This window comes from Rhodoblastus acidophilus, assembly GCF_009720655.1.
Classification (GTDB): Bacteria; Pseudomonadota; Alphaproteobacteria; order Rhizobiales; family Beijerinckiaceae; genus Rhodoblastus; species Rhodoblastus acidophilus_A.
In genome coordinates this window covers 1-18,451 of record NZ_WNKS01000036.1, presented here as the reverse complement: position 1 = coordinate 18,451, position 18,451 = coordinate 1, and the positions used below count along the sequence as shown (strand labels likewise).

Here is an 18,451-nt window from a genome sequence, read left to right as displayed (position 1 = left end):
GATTCATCCAAATTTTGAATCAAAATCCGGGCGGGAGCGCAAGCCCTGCCGCGCCGCCGATGGGCCTGGGTAATTACTCAGGCGCAATGATCGGCGAGATCATTAGGCTTCGGCGAGAAGATGTCGTCGAAGCCGATGGCGTCCGCGCCGATTTTTACTGGGCACCAAACACCAGATGGCGGCCAAGGCAGCGACACCCCAGAGAGCAGTCCCGCTTCATCCCCACCTTGTCGAACAAGACTTCTTCGAGTTCGCCCGGTCTCGGGCCGATGGCCATTCTTCGTGCCGACGAAAACCCAGATCGCCTTGCTACGCGCATCGGCGAACGGGTTCGAAAAATCGGGATCGTCGATAAAGGCGTGGCGCCCGCGCAGGGGGGGGCGGCGCCGATTCAAGATCGAGTTGTACAAGGCAGGCGTCGAGCATGGATTGGTGGACGATTGACTAGGCCGAGTCAGGAGGAGCGTGGCGACGAAATGGCGCTCCGACCGAGCGCCTCTCCACTTGCTACGGGGCGCTATTGCGAAACTCCCCAAGAACGAGGCCAAATCGGTTTAGCTGTCGAATTATTCCGCTTAGGTGGCGCAATCGACACACGCCAACAGCAGCAGGTACGGCGACTTTGAATGACGGACAATGCTCGTTCATTCACGGTCAAGCCGAGCACGGAGAGCAAGACAACGACGGCGAGGTTCCGGCCGAGGCGAAATTGATGATTTGCAGCGCATTCTTGAGCTATCCGGGTCGCGGAGGATCAAAGCTTGCGGCCGAGATGATCTACGACGGCGTCCGGTGCCTGCGCTAGACAGAAGTACGTTTTTTCCCCGCTTACATGCTTATCTCGACCGCGTTATCATCAGTTATCATCCACCGAACGTTAGACGGCACGATCACAGTTGGCAAATTCATATTTGAATGGCGTCCAGATCTCCCATGTGCATGCCAAGTGCCATTCTCATTTCAATTTGGCACAAGAAGACCGATTCTAGTTTCCATCGGATACATATAATAAGTCGGAAGGCGCGTTGCCCGCGGAATCTGGAATCCAGACGTATACTTCGTCATATCCGATATTCCACGCGTTACAAATAGCTCGTCCGCAGAACTATCGTAAACAACAGTGATATTTAATTCAGACAGAGAGTCGCCTACCTCAAATTGGAATTTTAAGTAGACAAATGATAAAGTTCCATTCATTTTTAACTCAAATATTTCTTTATTATTAAACTTTGATTGAAGATAAAACCGCTTCTTAGCGTCGAATTTAAATAACGACACGCTGTTGTCATCGTTGTTGGACGTATTATTGTTATCTGTAATATCAATTAGTGACACAGGATCTATTTTCGATCCATACTCACCAGTAAGCGACGAGCATCCAACAGGACGATAAGGAAGATTATTTACATCGCAGTGAACACCACCTTTAATTTTGTAGTAATTTAACGCAGCGACAATGTAAGGCTCGATTCTGCTGAATTGTGGTGTCGCATACGCACGAAGGTGGAGGCCGCTCCACATAAGGTCTTCGACAGTTTCTATGTTTTTGCAGTTATTTCTGTCCTTCGATAGCAACTCAATCAAAAATGAATTCTGTACAATGCCAGATAACACGGCAAATAGCTTTGCGACCGCAGTCACACCTTCATCAAAGCTTCCATTTGAATTTTTTAGAAATGGACGATGAAAGCAGATATGCGCCCGAGTATCAATATGAGCGCTCCTTTCAAACTTCTCTCCAACTACCTCGCGCGATCCGGCTAACAATACGAACCCGCACGCGGAAACGCAGGAAGCTTCTCCATCAACGCTCGTCGAAACTCGATTGTCGATCAAATATTTGGCGATCAACATTGCCTCGTCAAAAACGCCGCCCTCAGGACTATTGAGAGATAAGCTAACCTGTCGACCCCAACTACCGGTCAAATCTTCATTCGCGAAAGTTAGCGCAATACGATCATTATCACCCTTTATGATCTCGCCTTTGAGACTAACTACAAAACTCACTCCGTCATTTTGTTTGACGGAGATTTCCGCTGCCCCTACAAGCTGCAATCCTCCAATCAAAATACAAACGACAATGGACACCTTTTTGAAATAGGCATTCACAGGACACCAATGCGCTGACTTAAAAGATAAAGGCGCTCCCGCACCAGCTTCGAATATTCATCGCCGCCATTCAATCGTTTGCCCACGGCAAGGATGGAGCCATTCTTGTCTGAATTGATTACTTCTGTCGATTCCGATAGCGGCATGTAGCGCCCACGCCAAGCATGCAACTTTATCGCAGCTACGGCAGTGACAAAGTTATTATCAATAAATAGCTCATCCCACTCTGCATTTGTGCTAATTGTCGCTATATCATCAGCAGAACGCCCAGCACTGCGCCAACGTTTTACAATTCGTCCATCACCAATTTCTACATCTGATTTCAAGATCAAATTAATTATATCAACGTAATTCGACCGCCAAGTCGTTTGTATGAGACCTCGTCCGCGAAATTTGTAAAAGTCGGCTTCAAGGATAATTCCTGACACCTTTGGATCCGGCGATACTGGAAAATCGCTTTTTGGGTATCGATCCCCTTTCCATCGCTCATCGCTTGTATTTGCAACTCTATCGTAATTTGGTAGATGGCTGAAATGCTTAAGAAACAAATCTGAGTTAAATAGATCAAAACACGATCTATTTAAACCAGAGTTGTACGATTTCTTTTGCCACGAGCTACCGCGCGGTCTGAATCGGTCATACAAATAAGAAATGCCTGGCTGACCCAATGCGGGATCATCCGGGTTCACGCGCTCGGCACCTCGGGAAAGGGTGCCTCCTGTCTCGTGTAAGAAAATAATACAGTAAGTAAGATATTCCAAAAATGTTACTGTTTGCTGAAGACCTAGTGATAAGCCGGCAGGCAAGAAATTATTCTCAAAATATGAATCCCAGAGTCTTATTAAGCGTTCTTGTGCAGCTACGTCTCTAAAGGCCCTCATCTTTGCTGATTGACCGGCGGCGGAACGAGCGACTTCATTGTATACACTGAAGAAAGAGCGGCCAAATTTATCTAGAAATAAATCCGAAATTTGTGATCCAAGTACCCCATGCATATTTTTATTGTACGAATTTACAATGGTATCCGGAATAGGGTGAGGAACGAAAGCTGCCACAGGGAGGTCTTCACCGACGAATTCCCATACGTCGGCAAAGTCCGCCAAGCCTAATTCGGGTGGCGCTCTATTGATCGCGGTATCGCCGAATTCCTGCGCTCGAATGGGCAAGTCACCAAGCGCTGATATAGCACCACTAAGAATGAGTGAGACAGTCCGTCGATTAATCATTCGTGCTCCTCCAAACTATCAGTCAAGCTTCATGAAAAATAGACTCTAATCTGAGATGTTATATCCTTCAGGGCGTTGGCGCAACACCCGCGTAATTGTCAGAGTTCATGACAACTGTGTCATTCAACGTCCTTGCGGGAGGGGCGTCCGCTTGCCTATGCATTGAGTCCTTTAGGGATATCCCCGCAATCTATCTCTCTTGATAAAAATCCGATCCAAGGCGATCCGGGGCCGACCGTTTGAAAGGCGCTTAGGGGTGAGTGAGTTCGCGAGCGGATACCTTCTCATGGATGAAGGCATGGACATCCCCTAACCAATTGCCGGATCCGGCACACTGGCTCTCCGAACACATCGGCTGGCTCGGCATCTTGCATTGCCTCCCGACCGGATCGTGTCGGGTTGAGCGAACTCACTTTCACCAATTCCCCGCGATCTTGTCGCGCTCGGCCCCTCCCCTGATGAAATCCGCGCAACGATCCAACATCTGATCCGTCGCAATCCGGGCCGGTCCCTTCAAACTACATTCCCAAACGACCAACAGCCGCCAGCCAGCGGCGCCCAGCGCATCTTCCGTCCTGCGGTCCCTGTCGCGGTTGCCCGCGATCTTTTTCGCCCAGAAATCCGGCCTGGTCGAAGGCATCCGGCACATGGGGCAGTCGTGTCCGTGCCAGAAGCAGCCGCTGACCTGAATGACGGCGCGGTAGCGCGGGAAGACGAGATCGGGCTTGCCAGACAGGGACGCGACATGCAGCCGGAAGCGGAATCCTCGCCGATGCAGGCCCCTGCGAACGATCATTTCCGGCTTCGTGTCCTTGCCTCGGATGCGACGCATGTTTTCGCTGCGTTGGGCCGGGGTCAGGACATCTATCACGGGATCGACTCGGATGCGGTGGCGTCGGCGATGATCGTTCCCAGCGCGCCGGAGATTTCCGCCGGGGTCATGCCGGGCCGGAGTGTGACCGCTCCGAAGCGGAATCCGGTTCGGTAGGCCGGGTGGAACAGGCGGCCAGGTAGCGGCGTATCGCGGTAGCCAGGCCGGAGATCCGGCACGTGCGGCGCGAGCAGATAGGCGGCGGTGACGATCCCCTCCACATTGCCCGTGGCATCCTCCGTCACAAGCGCGTTCCTGTAAGTGTGGATCGAGCTGAGGGCGTCGTTGAGGCCGTCCTCGATCCGGTACTTCGAATCCAGCACGATCAGGCGGCCTTCCGGCGCGGCCTCGGCGGGACCGAGCGTCGCGACGATGTCGGGCGCCATGATCCGGCTGTAGGAGCCTCGTCCGTCCGGTTCGATCCAGAACTCGCGATACTGCTTCTGGAAACAGAGCTTCCATCCTCCGCCGACCGGGACCGTGACGGCGCCAGCCGCGATCGTCACGCCGCCTGCGGCATCGGAGACGAACAGGTCTCGGATGTCGAGATCAGCTGCCCCGTACAGGTCCGCCGCCGCGCGCACCAACCGCAGGAAGCACCACAGCTCATAAAGCTCGAACGTCCGGGCAAGCGGCAGGTTCAGGAAGTCGCCGAACACGGACGCGATGCCGAGGTTCATGTCCTGCCACAGAGCAAAGAAGCGGCGATAGGCGGGATCGTTGCGGAAAACAGACGAGAGGGCAAGCTGCGGCGTCGCCTCACCGGCCTCCGCGAACGGGGCCGCTTTCGCCAGCGAATTGATCCGGCGTTCGAGGATGCGGCAGCGCCGCACCCATGTCGCCGCTTCCTGTTTCCGTCCGTTCCGCTCGGAAACCTGCCTGTCCAGAATCTCAGCCACGGCCCCTAGCCATGCCGCCCACGAACGCAGGCAGGCGCCCATCTGCCGATGTTCTGGAAGGTCCAGTGAACTGCGTCGCCGGCCGACCCGGATTCGGCTCGGAAGACAGCCCTTCAGCGATTCCGGAAGGCGTGAAGGGCAACCCGTCTCGTGGACCACGCGGCCGGAACGGAACGAGCGCAGAATTTCGGGGCCGGTGGCTCGCCCCGCCGCGTGATAGGGCAATATGATCTCTTCGGCTGACAAGCGCCGTCGCGGGTTGCGAAGGATGTCGGCGACGACCTTCTCCAGTTCGTCGATCCTCGACCGGAGAAATTCGAGCCTGGCGATGGCCGGCGGTCGGGTTCCGCTCCCTCGCGCAACCGACTTACGAAATCCGCTGAGAGAGAACAGCGCGAACGAATCTTCGAGAATTTCCCGCACCATCGTGTCGAAGTCGTCGCGGGTCAGCTTGCGCTTGTCGGGGTCCGTGACGAACTCGAAACGCCGGGGAGCCTGTCCTTGCAGGCGCAACTCGGCCTCGATAGATCCCGCATGGAAGCCAGGCGACCATCGCCACAAAGCGGCATTCGGCTCGGGCGCGCGCAGCGCTTCCAGCGTCCTGTCGTCGACCAGCAGCTCAGCCGTCCCCGCATCGGGGCTGCCGCGCAGTTCGAAGAAATAGGAGCCTGTTTCTTGGATGTTGCCAGGCGGAACCGGCTCCGGGTTCGGCCATACCTGCCATGCGGGACCGCCAGCTTCGCTTCGAAGGCTCAAGATGGCCACGGCGCCTCTCAACGGCTGGCTTGGAAGCTTCCGAACTCGTCCAAGTCGTTCGCAAGCCGATTAAGGAACTTCGTGGAGCGGGGAAGCTTGTCGAGCGCCTTGCCGAGATCTTTCAACATGTCGCGCTGTCGCAGACCGCCCCGCAGCTTGACCAAAACCTTCTGCACCATCAGATCGTCCAGCACCTCTGCATCGGACGCGATGGCATACATGGCGGCGAAGGCTTGATAGCGGACGACCTCCTCCGCGACACGGTAGCCGAATCCCAGACCGTGCGCGGCCATCAGCCCGTGGACGGCGAGAACCTGGCTTTCGCAAGCCGCGCGGGCGGCGGCCAGCGCAGGTTCGCGACCTTCCAGCCTGGCGAAAAATCCCGGCAAGTCGACCGTCGACATGTCGATGACGCTGGCGCGGTCCAGCACCTTGTCGCTCACCGGGTTCGTCGTCTCGTCAACGTTGATCGTTCCGATGATGTAGAGGTTCGACGGCAATGGGAGTTCGGCGGGAATGCTGATGCCGGTCGACCCCTCCAGCGGAACCCCGCTGGAATGCAGCTTGAGTGTTTCGCCCGTCTCGACGCAGGAAAGAACGTCCGAAAAATAGTACTCGACGCGCGCGAGGTTCAGTTCGTCGAGCACGACAAAAACAGGCGAGTCTCGATGCGCCGTGGCGACAAGGACCGCTTCGAGGAACGGGGGCACGACGTAGCGGTTCGAGAGGACGTCGTAATAGCCCGTCAGGCCCGTCGGATCGGTCCATTCCGGTCGAACCGGACAGACGAAAAGCAGCGGGTCCTGAGCGTTGGCCGTGGCAAGTCCGTGGACGGCGCGCGCGTATTTGAGGGCGAGTTGCGTCTTGCCGGTGCCCGAAAGCCCGGACAGGATCACGAAATGCTTGTGGGAGAGGAAATTCAGAGCGGCATGGAAACGGCGGACCTCGCCGCCCGGATAGTGGCCGCCGAGCGCGGCGACGGCGGCCTCGATATCCGCGACAGGAATCGTCGTCGGCAACCGCTGCATTTCCGGGCTGACGGCGGCAGCGTCAGCCCAGACGCGCCGTTCGTGGATTCTTTCCCGTCCGATCAAACTTCCCAGATAGCCGACGAACTCCCGCGCCAGCAGACTGCTTCGCGCCGTTGCCGCCGGCGGCCAGATGCTGAACTGGATCGTGTCGATCCGGGCCTGGCAGTCGGGATCGAGCGGGGCTTCGCCGGGACCGGGCCTGACGGAATACATGAAGTCGTGGTTGTGGAAGAAGAGGTTTCCACTTTCAGTGATGTAGATCTTGACGTTGTTGCTGATTTTTCCCTGTGTCCCTCCGGTCGCCGCCGCCGCCGCATTCCGATCCTCGCCCTCGCGATAAAGCTTTGCCAGACCTTGATTCATGCGGTCGGCTTCTGCGGTGACTGTGATCGCGAAATAGACCTCGTCGAGAGGGGGGAAGGTCAGGACACAAAGGAAGATGAACTGCTCACAGGCCGGCGTTCGCCCGGCGACCAGGCCAGCCGAGTAGTTCGCGAGGTTGTTCGTGCAGGCGAACAGGCCGCCTTCGATCACGCGGGCACTGTTAGAGAATCCGAAGTTGGATGCGATGCGCGCGCCTGGCCGGGTATCTGGCCTGGCCTTGATCGCCTGTTCAAACTGCTGCTGCCGTTCGCTCGCCGACATGATCGTCCTGCGCTTCCTTGCCCCTCAGGGCGATCAAAATGTTTTGGGCCAATGCTTTGGCCATCAACGGCGGAACGGCGTTGCCGATCTGCCGGAAAGCCGGATTCATCGTTCCCGAGAACACGAACCCGTCTGGAAATGACTGAAGTCTCGCTGCCTCGCGCACGGAAATCGTCCGGGCCTGCGCGCTGTCGTAATGAATGTGGCTGTAGCTGTCCTTCCCGAGATGCGCCATCAAGGTTCTCGCGGGCTGGTCCGGCCACATCTTCCGCCACTTGTTGGGGAACTTGCCGACGTCGTAGGGCGGGACGATCGCGTCCTTGAGCCTCCCGTATTCGGTGGACCCTTCACGAACGACCTGGCCCCGCGCCCTCAGGTCGGCGACACGCTCCGCAAGCATGGTCAAGGCGTGCCGGTAGGCTTCCGGGTACTGGTCTCCGGCGTTCAGGCGGGCGAAGAGATCGAAGTCTCGCGGCAAGTACCTAATCACGTGGTCTTTTAGCCCGTCCTCCGGAGCTTCGAAGCCCGGCCATTCGCGCATCGTTCGGGCATATGCGGAAAGCTTGCGAACCTTCGGATACGGAACCGGCTGATCGAACCTTCTCGCGCCCCGTTTCAGGCTTCCCGAAGCGAGTTCCGCGCGTGCGAAGATTGGCGGGAGGTCTTGCAACGCCTCCTTCGCGGAAACAGCACGCGGCAGGTCGCGAGATGCGGTCGGGGGTTCGGCATAGTCGTGCGCGTCGTCCAGCAGCCCCTTCAGGAATTTCAGCGCGACAGCGCGCGACCCGTCGTAACCAGGCGGCAAAACAAGCCAATTCGACGGGGCGGGGAAGGTTACCTCCCGTCCGATCTCGCGCCGGAAGGCGATCAGGAACATACGTTCGCGCATCTGCGGCACGCCGTAGAAGGCCGCGTTGAGCAAGGTGTAGCGGCAGACGTACCCTTTCTCTTCGAGCACTTCGCCGATTTCCTCGGCGATGTTCTGCCCGCCGTGATTGAGCACGTCAGGCACGTTCTCAACGACGACGGCCAGCGGCTGGCAGATGTCGATCCAGCGCAGGTATTCTTGGTAGAGTCTTGCGCGCGGGTCGTGCCGGAACGCTTGCGGGTGCGCGTCGATCTCGCGGAGCTTCGGGCGTCCCACACGCGCAAAAGCCTGGCACGGCGGGCCGCCAACGAGCACGTCGAAGGCGTCCGCAACCGGCCCGAGCTTGAGTTCCTTGGCGAAATCCTGAGGTTGGGTCTGCGTGATGTCGCGAGCCAGGCTGTGGGCGCGTTCCCCGCCATGGAAGTTGAGTCCGTAGGACCGCGCGGCGTCGGGGTCGAATTCTACTGCGCCGCGCAGTGCGAACCCGGCGGCATGGAACCCGAGCGACAGTCCGCCGCAACCAGCGAAGAGATCGAGCGAACGCACCGGCGCCCCCGCACGGATTCGCGCGAGTTTCTTACGGGCAACGGCCTCGCGCGTCATGCCGATCCTGCGGAAGCCATGATTCGTCCCATTGTGAAAACCGCCGCCAGGTTATGTGGGTTTGGCTCCGCGCGCACGACGTTTTTGCCGCTGCGGCTGAATTTGCTGGGGAAAAGCCTGACTGAATTCGTCCCGCCAATTAGGGGCGTCCGCGCGACACGTCGCGCGAACGCCAACAGGTATCTGATTTCCTGCTGTTGGCTACCATGACTTTTGAGGGCGGAGGAGAGTGATCATGCCGCCGTCACAACGCCACCTAGAACAGCTTGCAGCTCGGTGAAGGTAATATTCGGTCTGGCTATTGTAAGCTGGCCTATGCGGTTCAATTGGGAGTAGCGGCTATCGTTTCTCAGTATCGTCTCTTTCCACTTGACCTTTCGCACGTGTACAAAATCAGCGCGTCTTTTCCCATGTAGGCCAAGTTCATCGTGATAATCCTGTTCGTAGTCTCCGATGACCTCGCCGATCAGCAGTAAACCGTGCGCTGAGCAAGGGCAAATGACCCAATCGCCCTTCGCCATTTCGAAGGCGAAGTGCCACGGCATATTCGCCTGAGTCTTGAACACCCGTTCGTTCGTGTGCGGATAAGCCGTCCGGAATTTCTGGACGTAATCGGCATAGTCGTCCTTGAACATTGGAAGATAGCCGATCGCTGGCCACCCAATTGCAATGTAGCCCTCCGACTCCTTCTTCGGGGGGAACGGGCCAAATTTGGAGTTAAATATCTCAAGCTGATCACCATTCTGTCCGACGAAAACACCCCAAACGGTCGGGGTCGGTGCGGTCACGGTGTCCATTTCAAATCCTTTGGTGCTGTTGGCTAACGGTGGATAAGTAAGATACCGAGAAGATAATGTCAAGATAATCTCAAGATGCCAGATATGGCATTTAAAGCCGCATTCGCCGAGTGTGAGCGTAGGCAATGCGGCGACACGAAGCGTAAGATCTTGAGTAGACTGACGGTGCGGCGAGACCCCGTCCAACGGTGCCCCACGCAGGCAGCGGCCACCGAGCCCGGAGCGACGTGGCCGTCGAAAAGGGCCTCAATGGGGATCACCCCTATTACTCCGTTTTCGGCAGCGCCGATTGCGGCACTAGGCACCAGACGCCGATTAACCTTCCGGAGTCGCCCGGGAAATAAGGGTCTTGACTCCGTTTCCGATCTGTTCTTACATAAGGTCATGACCACGCTTCGCACCATATTCGAACGGATAGAACGCCGCGCCGAAGGCGCCGCGCAGGTCCGTTCGTCCTCCCGGACCCGCTGCTGATTTCCGGTCGGAGGACCGCGTTCGTCGAGTCCTCCCATGCGTGCATGCGTGAAACTCCCCCACACTGAACACCCGCCGCTGGCGGTCGCGTGCTCGAACGCCGAGCGCAGGCCCGCCGCGACCGCCCGCGCGCCGATACGCGTGCCCGGCGGGTAATTCGCGCCGGGCCACTCCCCAAATCCCAGATCATCAAGATCGAACCGAACGCCGTCCGATGGTGGACGACGGGCACCATTCCCTTGCCCGCGCGACAGCGGGCCTTACGCGAAAGCATTTCAGATGGACCGGATTCTCTTTCCCTGCCTCGACGCGGACGACACGTTCCGCCGTGCCCAGCGCCTCGCCGACGATTTGCGGCGCATCGCCGCCGGCGACCTTCCTACGGCGGCTGACCTCGCGGACGCGCCGATCATCGACCACTGGAGCCTGGCGCTCCGCCCGGAGACTTCGCTCGTCGGCGTCATTTCCGGCCACCCGTCCATCGGCCATCTGCGGCCAGGCGCGACGACTTCGCTGTTCGCGTTCGCGCCGGACCTCGGCTTTGCGCGCTCATGGAACCGCTACTACCGCCTCGGACGCCGCGTCGGAGACGACGGGAGGCCGCAATGACGAAATCCACCGACAAGCCGTCCAAGTCGATCATCGACTCCACGCCCGACGACGTCGCCGCCATGGACGACGCCGACGCGATGCTCGACGCGCTGGCCAAGGCGTCCCCGGTCGCCGACCACTCGGACGGCGATGACACTGCGCCGACCTTCGCGCCGCCTCTCCCCATGCGTCCGTCGCCGGACAGGCTCCTGCCGCAACTCGTCCTCGACCGGGCGCTTGGCTCCGCGCTGAAGAGGCGCCTGCGGAGGCTCGGGCCGCCGCTCGCCGTCGTCGTTCAGGCGCCCGACGCCGACTGGGTCGCCCACCTGGCGAAGGCGGCGGCAGACTTGCCGCGCCCTCCGGACGTCTTCGCATGCGATGGGACGAGCAAGGCCGAGCATCGCCCGACGATCGGGAACGACGACGTGTCGGCGTCGCTTCGCAATGGAAGGCACGTGATCGGCGTCTCGCAGGCGCCCGCAGCCTATCTGCCGTCCACCCTGACGGCGGTCGCGGACGCGCATGTCGCCGCCGCGCTGGACGCGCGCACCATCCGCCGCCTGGTCTCGGCCTGCGTCGGGCGTCCGCCCCGCGACATTCCGGACGGCGTCGCTCTCGGGCTGTCGTTCCACGACATCCTCGCTGCCTTTCGCGCGGGCGCGTCTCCGGCGCAGGTCGTCGCGATGCTGGTCACGACATCGGCGGCGAAGCGCCGGTCGACCTCGACGGACGACGTACCCCCGCTCGACCGACTGCCGGGACTTCGCGGACCGGCGCGTGACTGGGGGCTGGGACTCGTCTCGGACGTGCAAGCATGGCGCAGGCAAGAAATCCCATGGTCCAGCGTGCCGGCATCGGCAGTCCTCGTCGGGCCGCCCGGGGTCGGCAAGACCCTGTTTGCGAAGTCGGTCGCCGTGTCCTGCCAGGTGCCGATCATCGAGCTATCGATCGGCGCCGCGTTCGCCCAGACCGATGGCCATTTGAACGCGGTCTGCCGCCATGTTTCGGATGCATTTTCTCAGGCAAAACAGTGTTCCGGAGGGGCCTTGCTCTTCGCTGACGAGATGGAGGCGATTCCGGACCGCGCGACGCTGTCCGATCGAAACCGCGACTACTGGACGCCGCTGCTTAATCTGATCCTCACGCTGTCCTCCGAGGACATGCCTGGCGTGATCAAGCTCGGTTGCTCGAACTTCGCGAACCGCCTCGACGCTGCCCTCGTCAGGCCTGGCCGGTTCGATCGCGTGATCGAGCTGCTGCCGCCCGACGCTCAGGGACTGGCCGACGTGCTGCGTTTCCACGGCTGCGACTTCAAGGGCGCCGACCTCGCGGCGCTCGCCAGGCTGCGCCCCGGAGCCACCGGCGCGGACGCCGCGTCTTGGGCGCGGGCGGCGAAGCGGATCGCCCGCGAGGCGGGACGCGACATGGTCTTGGACGACCTCGTCGCCGTGATCGCGCCGGACGACGCCATGTCCGACCGCGACCGCCGCAGGGCTGCTGTGCACGAGGCCGGGCACGCGCTGGCCGGCTTCCTCGGCGGGCGGAGGCTGACGTTGGTGTCGATCCTGTCGATCAAGGCCGTCGGCGGCCGGACGGTGATGGCGGGCGGCATGTCCGTCTACGTTACGCGCGCCGACGCCGAGGCGGAGATCGCGATCCTTCTCGCGGGCCGGGCCGCCGAGATCGTCGTTCTCGGCGACGCGTCGGCGGGCGCAAGCTCCGACCTCTACGCGGCAACTTCGCTCGTCGCGATGCTGCACTGCTCGGGCGGCCTCGGCGCCGACCTGGTCCACCGTGCGACGCCGGATGCGGCGACGCAGCTGCTGGCCTACGACCCGGTCCTGCGCCGCGCCGTCGCCGACGATCTCGCAGTCGTCCAGTGCGGCGTTCTCGACGCCGTGAGGAAGAACCGCGCGGCGGTCGTGGCGCTGGCCGACGTGCTTGTCGCTCGCCGGTTCGTAGACGGCGCCGAGGCCGAGAAGATCATCCGTGGATCGCTCCCGCGCGCGGGGCGGAAACCGAAAACGAACAGGAGGCCGACATGACCGACTCCGATCTGCTGGGCGACCTGGTCTGGCGGGTTGTCCAACTCAAGCTTTCCCTTGGGTCGGACGCCTATCGCGAGGCCGTCTACCGGGCCGCGATGGCGGTGGCGCGCGTCGCCTTGGCCGAGGCCGAGGAACGCGCGCGGGCGCCGGGGTCAAACGTCGTCGCTTTCAGGCCGCGAGGCAAAGACGAGAGTCAGTAGACGCCCAGTAACGGCGTCGCCGCAGGCCAGCAAGAATCTCGATATCGATCCTCGTCAAGCGAAAACCGCATGACACGTCTCTGAAGTATTGGTCAAACTATTGATTTCAATGGACGATGGAGGTGCGAATGACTACCTCTGGTGGGCACAACCTGCCCGACAGGCGACCGGCCCGCGTCGCGAGCCGACCGCTCCCATCACAGTGGGAGCGAACGGAGCTGCTTACCCTCGAAGAGGCCGCAAGCCTCTTCTGGCCGCAAGGCCCGATCACGGTCCGCACCCTGCGGACAGCGATGAGGGACGGGGTTCTGGCCGTCACCTGGATCGCCGGCAAGGTTTTCACGACGCCGGAGGCCATTGCCGACATGACCAGATGCAGACCAAACCCCAAGGGCAGACCGCCCGCCAACACCGAACCGGACCGTGAGGCGCAAGCCCAGCCGAAGCCCGTCAGCGCGCCCGAGCAGGCGCTCATGAAGCTGCTTGCCGAGGAAAAGGCCAAGCTGCCGAGCCGGTACCGGCAGCAGCAGCGCCGCTAGACCGAACGAGGAAGGACAAGCGGGAAGCGAAACGCGGTCGGGCGAGCGGCGCCCGGCCAGCGATCGCGGCCCCTCGCCACAGTTCACGGAGTGAAAGTGATGAAATACGGAAAGAAAGCGCGGGAGGCGTCCGATGAGTAGCAGACGAATGTCCTATCAAGCCGGAAGCGACCTCGTCTTCACGGCGTCTCCGGGCCGCGACTTCGTCGCGCGGCGCGGCTTCCTCGGCATCCCCTTCGCCGAGAGGCTCGGCCTGCCGCGCGAGGCCATCGAGTCGTACTTCGCGCTGCCGAGCGACGCCGAGATCGAGGTGGTGATGCCAGGCGAGCGCGCGCGGCGCGGCGGCGGCGACTATCTGTATGTCGTCCCGGCGGATTCCTGCCACAGGCACGACAGGTGGTTCGTGCGGATGCGCCCCGCGCGCGGCGGCGTCAAGGAGCGGTGGTCGACCTGCTGCCGGATCGACGAGCTGGACCGGGCGAAGGCGAAATACCTCGCCTGTTTGTCGAAGCTTCGCGCCCACCACCTCAACCGCGTCAGCCCGACGGCGCGTCCGGTGGCCGACGTCCTGACGGAGTTCGTCGCGCTCTCCAGCCACCGCCACCACGTCCTCGGCAAGATCAGCGGCGGGTATCTCGCCAGCGTGTTCTATTCGGTGGAGCGCCTGATCAGGTGGATCGGCGACATGCACGTCGGCGACGTGGACAAGTTCACGTCTGCCAGGTGGATGGAGTGGGCGAAGGGGGCGATGCCTGGCGGCGGCGGCTACTCGCACAACACCGCCTTCGCCGACGTCTACATGCTGCGCGCCGCGCTGGAAGCCGTGCTCAACACCGACGACGTGCTCTACCGGGCGCCGTTCGAGATGCCCGCCGAGGCGCCGACGAGCAACGAGGCCTTCACGCCCGGCGACATCGCGCGCGTCCCCGTCGCAGCCGAGACGGGGCGGATCTGGGACGCCGGGACGGGCGACTGGAAGCGCGACGGCGACGGCGCCTACGTCCTGCGCCGCACGGAGATCGCCCGCGCCGCGAGGCCGTACGGGCGGTTCTTCCTGCTCGGCGTCTGGTTCGGGTCGCGGACGAAAGTCAACCTGAACCTCTCGTGGACCGACAACGGCGGGCCGTGGATCGACCTCGACCGAAAGCTCCTGCACCGGCTGGGGAAGAACGAGGAGGAGAGCGCCAAGCGCAGGGGCTTCTGCGACATCCCCGACACGATCGTCCCGATCCTGCGCGCGTGGCGCGACGAGGATCTCGCGCACGGCTGCGACCGGGTGCTGCACACGTGGGACTACGGGCCGATCGCGGAGACCTGCTACCAGGTCTGGTACGGGCTGCTTGAGGCGGCGGGGGCGCAGCGGCTGAACCCGCACTGCCTGAAGCACACCTGCGTGTGGATCCTGAAGCTGGAGGAGGTGCCGCTCGCCTCCGCCGCAGACTACCTGTTCACGTGGCCGCACACCCTCGTCAAGAGATACGGCCCGGACTGGGACGCGCGCTCGACCAGCCGCGCGGCCCAGGCGATCGGCTCGATGAAGCTCTTCAACGAGCGCTACCGCGACGAGGCCGTCCGCAAGGCGCTGGTGGCCGCCGGCGCCCCGGCGCCGGCCAACGACGACGACCCGGTGGTCGAAATGACCGCCTGAGTCCGCCCTGCATCCAGGCAGACGAAGCCGCCCGGCGCCCGCCGGGCGGCTTTTTCGCGCCGTCCCGTGCGCTCCGGCGCGCGCCCGTTCGGCCCGCTGCGGCGGGCGTTTTACACCGCTCCTACACCGGCCCGCCGAGCGGCGGACAATATCCTTTGATTTCCGCTTGTTGCTGAACCCTGCCGTTTTTTAGTGTTGAATCCTGCGAGCCGCCAAACCCCATGTTTTCCGGCGTTTTCGTCCCGTCCAATGGCGTCCGGTTCGCGCCGATTCCGCCCGAATCCGGGCGGTTCTTACACCGTTCCGACACCGCCGATCTTCGACCTTCGTCTAATGCTTGCCCGCGCCAGGCAGCCCGCGCCCCAGCGGGTGCGCCTCCCTGAGGGCGCGGCGCAGCCGCCCGATCGCCGGATCCTTGTCGTCGTCGGGGCCGACCCGCCCGGCGAGGCGCTCGACGGTGCCGTCCTGCCGCGCCGACCATTCCACGTAGCGTTCGAACCGGCCGGTCAGGTGGGCGAGCGCCGGTATCCTGCCGCCGGTGACCTTCTTCAGGCGGGCGTTGAACGGCGAGACGTCGCGCTCGCCAAACGCCGTCCCGTCGGCGCGCAGCAGCAGCGGGCCGCCGGGCGGCATCGGCAGCGGACAGGTCTTCAGGTAGAGGCCGACGACCTCGCGCGCGGCGTCGAGCACCGGCATCTCGCGCCCGCGTATCCCGGCGTAGCGCCCGAGCCCCGGCAGGCGGGCGACGTCGCCGCGCCGCCAGTCGCGGCGAAGCATGTGTCCGAGCTGGAGCGGCTTGAGGCCGACCAGCCAGCACAGGGCGACGATGGCCGCGTCGCGCGCCGGAGCCCAGTCCGGGTAGGCCGCCTTCCAGTTGCGGCGCGGGCGCGCGAAGGCAGCGGGGTCGAGCAGCGGCAGGATGGCGTCGAGGTCGGGTTCGGGGGCGGGCATGGCGGCGCTCGGGTTTTCCGCCGATCCTCGCCCGGGGCGGCCTAACCCGGCGTTGACGGGCGGCGCGCCGCCTTCCCGCCGCGCTTCACATTAGATGACTCCAGCGCAACAATTTGTGACCCAAATGGAGGCGCGCGTATTGGGGCAAGGATCAGCGGGGCAATCCCCGGGAGGGAGGTCGGAGGCGCAGTCCGGCCCCCTTCGGCCTTGCGGGAGAGGGTGGCCGCACTGCGTAAAGTATTCTGATCGTCGAATCGTCGGATGCAACCGGTATAACTTCAGCGCAGAGGCCATATGTTGCTTTAGCACTACGCGGAAGCCGGTCCTGACCGCGATCTCTGGACGACGTTCGTCCGAATTGTTCGCGCGAATACAGTTGCGAGGCTGGCAAAGGCACCGCCAAAGCCAACATGATGCCAGACTGTCAAGGTGACGCTACACCGGCTCGCGGACTTCAGGAAAGATGATGTTGAAGGGTTGGCAAGTTGGCTGCCTGGTCTTGCTGCCCTCCGGGGACACCATGCCGACGGAAGCTTGACCACACTCGCAGGATGGGGTCCCGTAGGAAGATGGATGACGCAGAATTGCTGACGGCGCTGGACGGACTACGCGCGACGATGGTGTCCGTCGCGACCGGAGGCGCGGACATCAAGGTTGTGAATGCCTCGTTTCACGAAAGGTACGAGAACGTTGCCGCAGCCCTCGCTGTGCGTGGCATCGAGAACACCCTTCCGTTCTCCGACCTCTGGGAATGGTACGGGCATTGGCGGGCGGACGGGCTCACGACCTATCAGTCGCGGCGGAACTACGTGAGCGGCGTCTTCAAGCCGATCGCCGCCCGAGTGCGATCCGCGCCTGGCACGGCTTTCGAGCCGACCGGATGGGAGCGAGTAGACCGGACGGTCGCGAAGGCGCGCATCCGCCTGGCGGCGGCGACCGGCGAGGAGGATTATCAGGGCATCGGCCTGCTCGGACGCGAGGCGCTGATCAGCCTGGCCGATGTCGTCTGGAAAGCCGATCGGCATCCGAGCCTCGACGGCGTGGCGCCGAGTCCGACGGACGCGAAGCGACGGCTTGAAGCCTACATCGCCGTGGAACTTGCCACCAACGCCAACGAGCAGGCGCGCAAGCACGCGCGGGCGGCCTTGGACCTCGCGGTCGGCCTCCAGCACAAGCGGTCCGCGACCTGGCGTGACGCGGCCATGTGCCTTGAGGCGACGGCCTCTGTTGCCAACCTTGTCGCGATTATCGAAGGGCGGCGAGACCCGTCGTGATCAGCAGCGGGCTGAGACTGCGACATTGGATACCGTATGATTTATTCTTCTTCGAAGCTGCCGTCATCATTTTAGGCTTTGATCTGCCTTACGCGAGCAACGACGACGCCGTGATGGCTCCCCAACTCCTCGATCTCGTTGACGGATACAGGATGGAAGCCGCGCCCGTCGTCCGGCCCTCGGCGAAGCGAAAAAAGGATCAGGCCGCCTGACTTGGCGAGCGAAACCAGCTTCCTGAAAGGCCGGCGGCGATCCGCCGACTCCACGTGCATCCAGACGGCGCCGAGGAAGACCACGTCCGCCACAACGCTCATCTTGAGCGTCGCGGAAAGTGCTGGCAGGCTGTCGTCGCGCCAGGTGATCTTGTCGCCGCCCGGATGTCATCGGTGGCCGCAAAGATTCTCAAAAAATTACTAAGGATTGTGGTCCAGATTCTTGAGCTACTCAAGCTAGGGGCTTCGCCTCCGACGCTAACGCGCAGTCTCTGCCTCAAGCCATTGCGCAATCTCGCTCAGTTGGATGCAACAGCCCCATTCTTCAGCCCATTCTGGCGATTGCGCTTTGATCCTTGAAAGGATTTTGCTCCAACCGCTCAATGGGCCGAGGCCAGCCTTGGCAATCGTTCCAAGACACGTGTTCGTAGGAATGGATGACACCTCTTTGATAACTTGAAAATTCGAACCGTTCTTTCTTCTGGTGCCAAGAATCGCGTCAGTATTGAAGAACCCTTCAAATGAGAACGTTCCGTCTCCCTTGTCCCAGAAATCTATGAGGAAGGCGTCTCTCGGCATCTCGTCCCAATCCTCATAGATGTCGAATTTTTCGCCCATCTCGCTCTTATACCAAGTCTCGCTGATCAGAACCCATGCGCCCAATCGCGGAGTCCGATGGACATGATGCGCCACGGTTGGTCGACGAGCT

Annotated in this window: 17 protein-coding genes; 7 read left to right on the top strand and 10 right to left on the bottom strand. The window is 61.6% G+C overall.

Annotated elements, in window-relative coordinates; genetic code table 11:
* On the top strand, positions 1-626 hold a 626-nt coding region (locus tag GJ654_RS21020), incomplete at its 5' end, for a hypothetical protein (RefSeq protein ID WP_210350861.1).
* Between the two features lie 334 nt (positions 627-960).
* On the opposite strand, the gene GJ654_RS20385 is transcribed toward GJ654_RS21020, so the two are convergent.
* The 7 genes from GJ654_RS20385 to GJ654_RS20355 all read right to left on the bottom strand — a co-directional run bounded on the left by GJ654_RS20385 (position 961) and on the right by GJ654_RS20355 (position 9,805).
* Complete coding sequence (locus tag GJ654_RS20385) at positions 961-2,109, bottom strand: hypothetical protein (RefSeq protein WP_155448019.1); 1,149 nt, start codon at positions 2,107-2,109, stop codon at positions 961-963.
* Positions 2,106-3,335 (bottom strand): hypothetical protein, encoded by a 1,230-nt coding sequence (locus GJ654_RS20380; protein WP_155448018.1) that lies wholly within the window; start codon positions 3,333-3,335, stop codon positions 2,106-2,108. Before GJ654_RS20380 ends, GJ654_RS20385 begins: the two co-directional genes overlap by 4 nt.
* Before the next feature lie 415 nt (positions 3,336-3,750).
* Entirely contained in the window at positions 3,751-4,206 is a 456-nt protein-coding gene (locus GJ654_RS20375) for a very short patch repair endonuclease (protein WP_264586322.1), read from the bottom strand.
* The gene (locus GJ654_RS20370) at positions 4,203-5,870 is read right to left on the bottom strand and encodes a restriction endonuclease-like protein (RefSeq protein ID WP_264586323.1); all 1,668 of its coding nucleotides are present in this window, start codon (positions 5,868-5,870) and stop codon (positions 4,203-4,205) included. The genes GJ654_RS20375 and GJ654_RS20370 overlap by 4 nt, the downstream gene beginning before the upstream one ends.
* Positions 5,871-5,878: 8 nt before the next feature.
* Entirely contained in the window at positions 5,879-7,537 is a 1,659-nt protein-coding gene (locus GJ654_RS20365; RefSeq protein ID WP_155448015.1) for an McrB family protein, read from the bottom strand.
* Complete coding sequence (locus GJ654_RS20360; protein WP_155448014.1) at positions 7,506-9,008, bottom strand: DNA cytosine methyltransferase; 1,503 nt, start codon at positions 9,006-9,008, stop codon at positions 7,506-7,508. The genes GJ654_RS20365 and GJ654_RS20360 overlap by 32 nt, the downstream gene beginning before the upstream one ends.
* A 233-nt stretch (positions 9,009-9,241) precedes the next feature.
* Entirely contained in the window at positions 9,242-9,805 is a 564-nt protein-coding gene (locus tag GJ654_RS20355) for a hypothetical protein (protein WP_155448013.1), read from the bottom strand.
* Positions 9,806-10,558: 753 nt separating this feature from the next.
* Between GJ654_RS20355 and GJ654_RS20350 the strand changes: the two genes are divergently transcribed.
* The 5 genes from GJ654_RS20350 (at position 10,559) to GJ654_RS20330 (ending at position 15,305) form a co-directional block, all read left to right on the top strand.
* A complete protein-coding gene (locus GJ654_RS20350; RefSeq protein ID WP_155448012.1) occupies positions 10,559-10,888 on the top strand; it encodes a DUF6634 family protein in 330 nt (109 codons plus the stop codon).
* Positions 10,885-12,915 (top strand): AAA family ATPase, encoded by a 2,031-nt coding sequence (locus GJ654_RS20345; protein WP_196305645.1) that lies wholly within the window; start codon positions 10,885-10,887, stop codon positions 12,913-12,915. Before GJ654_RS20350 ends, GJ654_RS20345 begins: the two co-directional genes overlap by 4 nt.
* On the top strand, positions 12,912-13,118 hold the full coding sequence (locus tag GJ654_RS20340; RefSeq protein WP_155448010.1) for a hypothetical protein: 207 nt from the start codon (positions 12,912-12,914) through the stop codon (positions 13,116-13,118). The genes GJ654_RS20345 and GJ654_RS20340 overlap by 4 nt, the downstream gene beginning before the upstream one ends.
* 293 nt (positions 13,119-13,411) lie before the next feature.
* A complete protein-coding gene (locus GJ654_RS20335; RefSeq protein ID WP_155448009.1) occupies positions 13,412-13,657 on the top strand; it encodes a hypothetical protein in 246 nt (81 codons plus the stop codon).
* A gap of 148 nt (positions 13,658-13,805) precedes the next feature.
* Entirely contained in the window at positions 13,806-15,305 is a 1,500-nt protein-coding gene (locus GJ654_RS20330; RefSeq protein WP_155448008.1) for a hypothetical protein, read from the top strand.
* 330 nt (positions 15,306-15,635) lie between these two features.
* Here the strand turns inward: GJ654_RS20330 and GJ654_RS20325 are convergent, their stop codons facing one another.
* Positions 15,636-16,256, bottom strand: a complete 621-nt coding sequence (locus GJ654_RS20325) for a hypothetical protein (RefSeq protein ID WP_155448007.1) — start codon at positions 16,254-16,256, stop codon at positions 15,636-15,638.
* Positions 16,257-16,825: 569 nt separating this feature from the next.
* Between GJ654_RS20325 and GJ654_RS20320 the strand changes: the two genes are divergently transcribed.
* Positions 16,826-17,530, top strand: coding sequence for a hypothetical protein (locus tag GJ654_RS20320; RefSeq protein ID WP_155448006.1), 705 nt, complete (start codon positions 16,826-16,828; stop codon positions 17,528-17,530).
* Between the two features lie 71 nt (positions 17,531-17,601).
* Here the strand turns inward: GJ654_RS20320 and GJ654_RS20315 are convergent, their stop codons facing one another.
* The gene (locus GJ654_RS20315; protein ID WP_155448005.1) at positions 17,602-17,835 is read right to left on the bottom strand and encodes a hypothetical protein; all 234 of its coding nucleotides are present in this window, start codon (positions 17,833-17,835) and stop codon (positions 17,602-17,604) included.
* Between the two features lie 165 nt (positions 17,836-18,000).
* Positions 18,001-18,451: hypothetical protein (locus GJ654_RS20310; RefSeq protein WP_210350860.1), on the bottom strand; the 451-nt coding region annotated here is incomplete at its 5' end.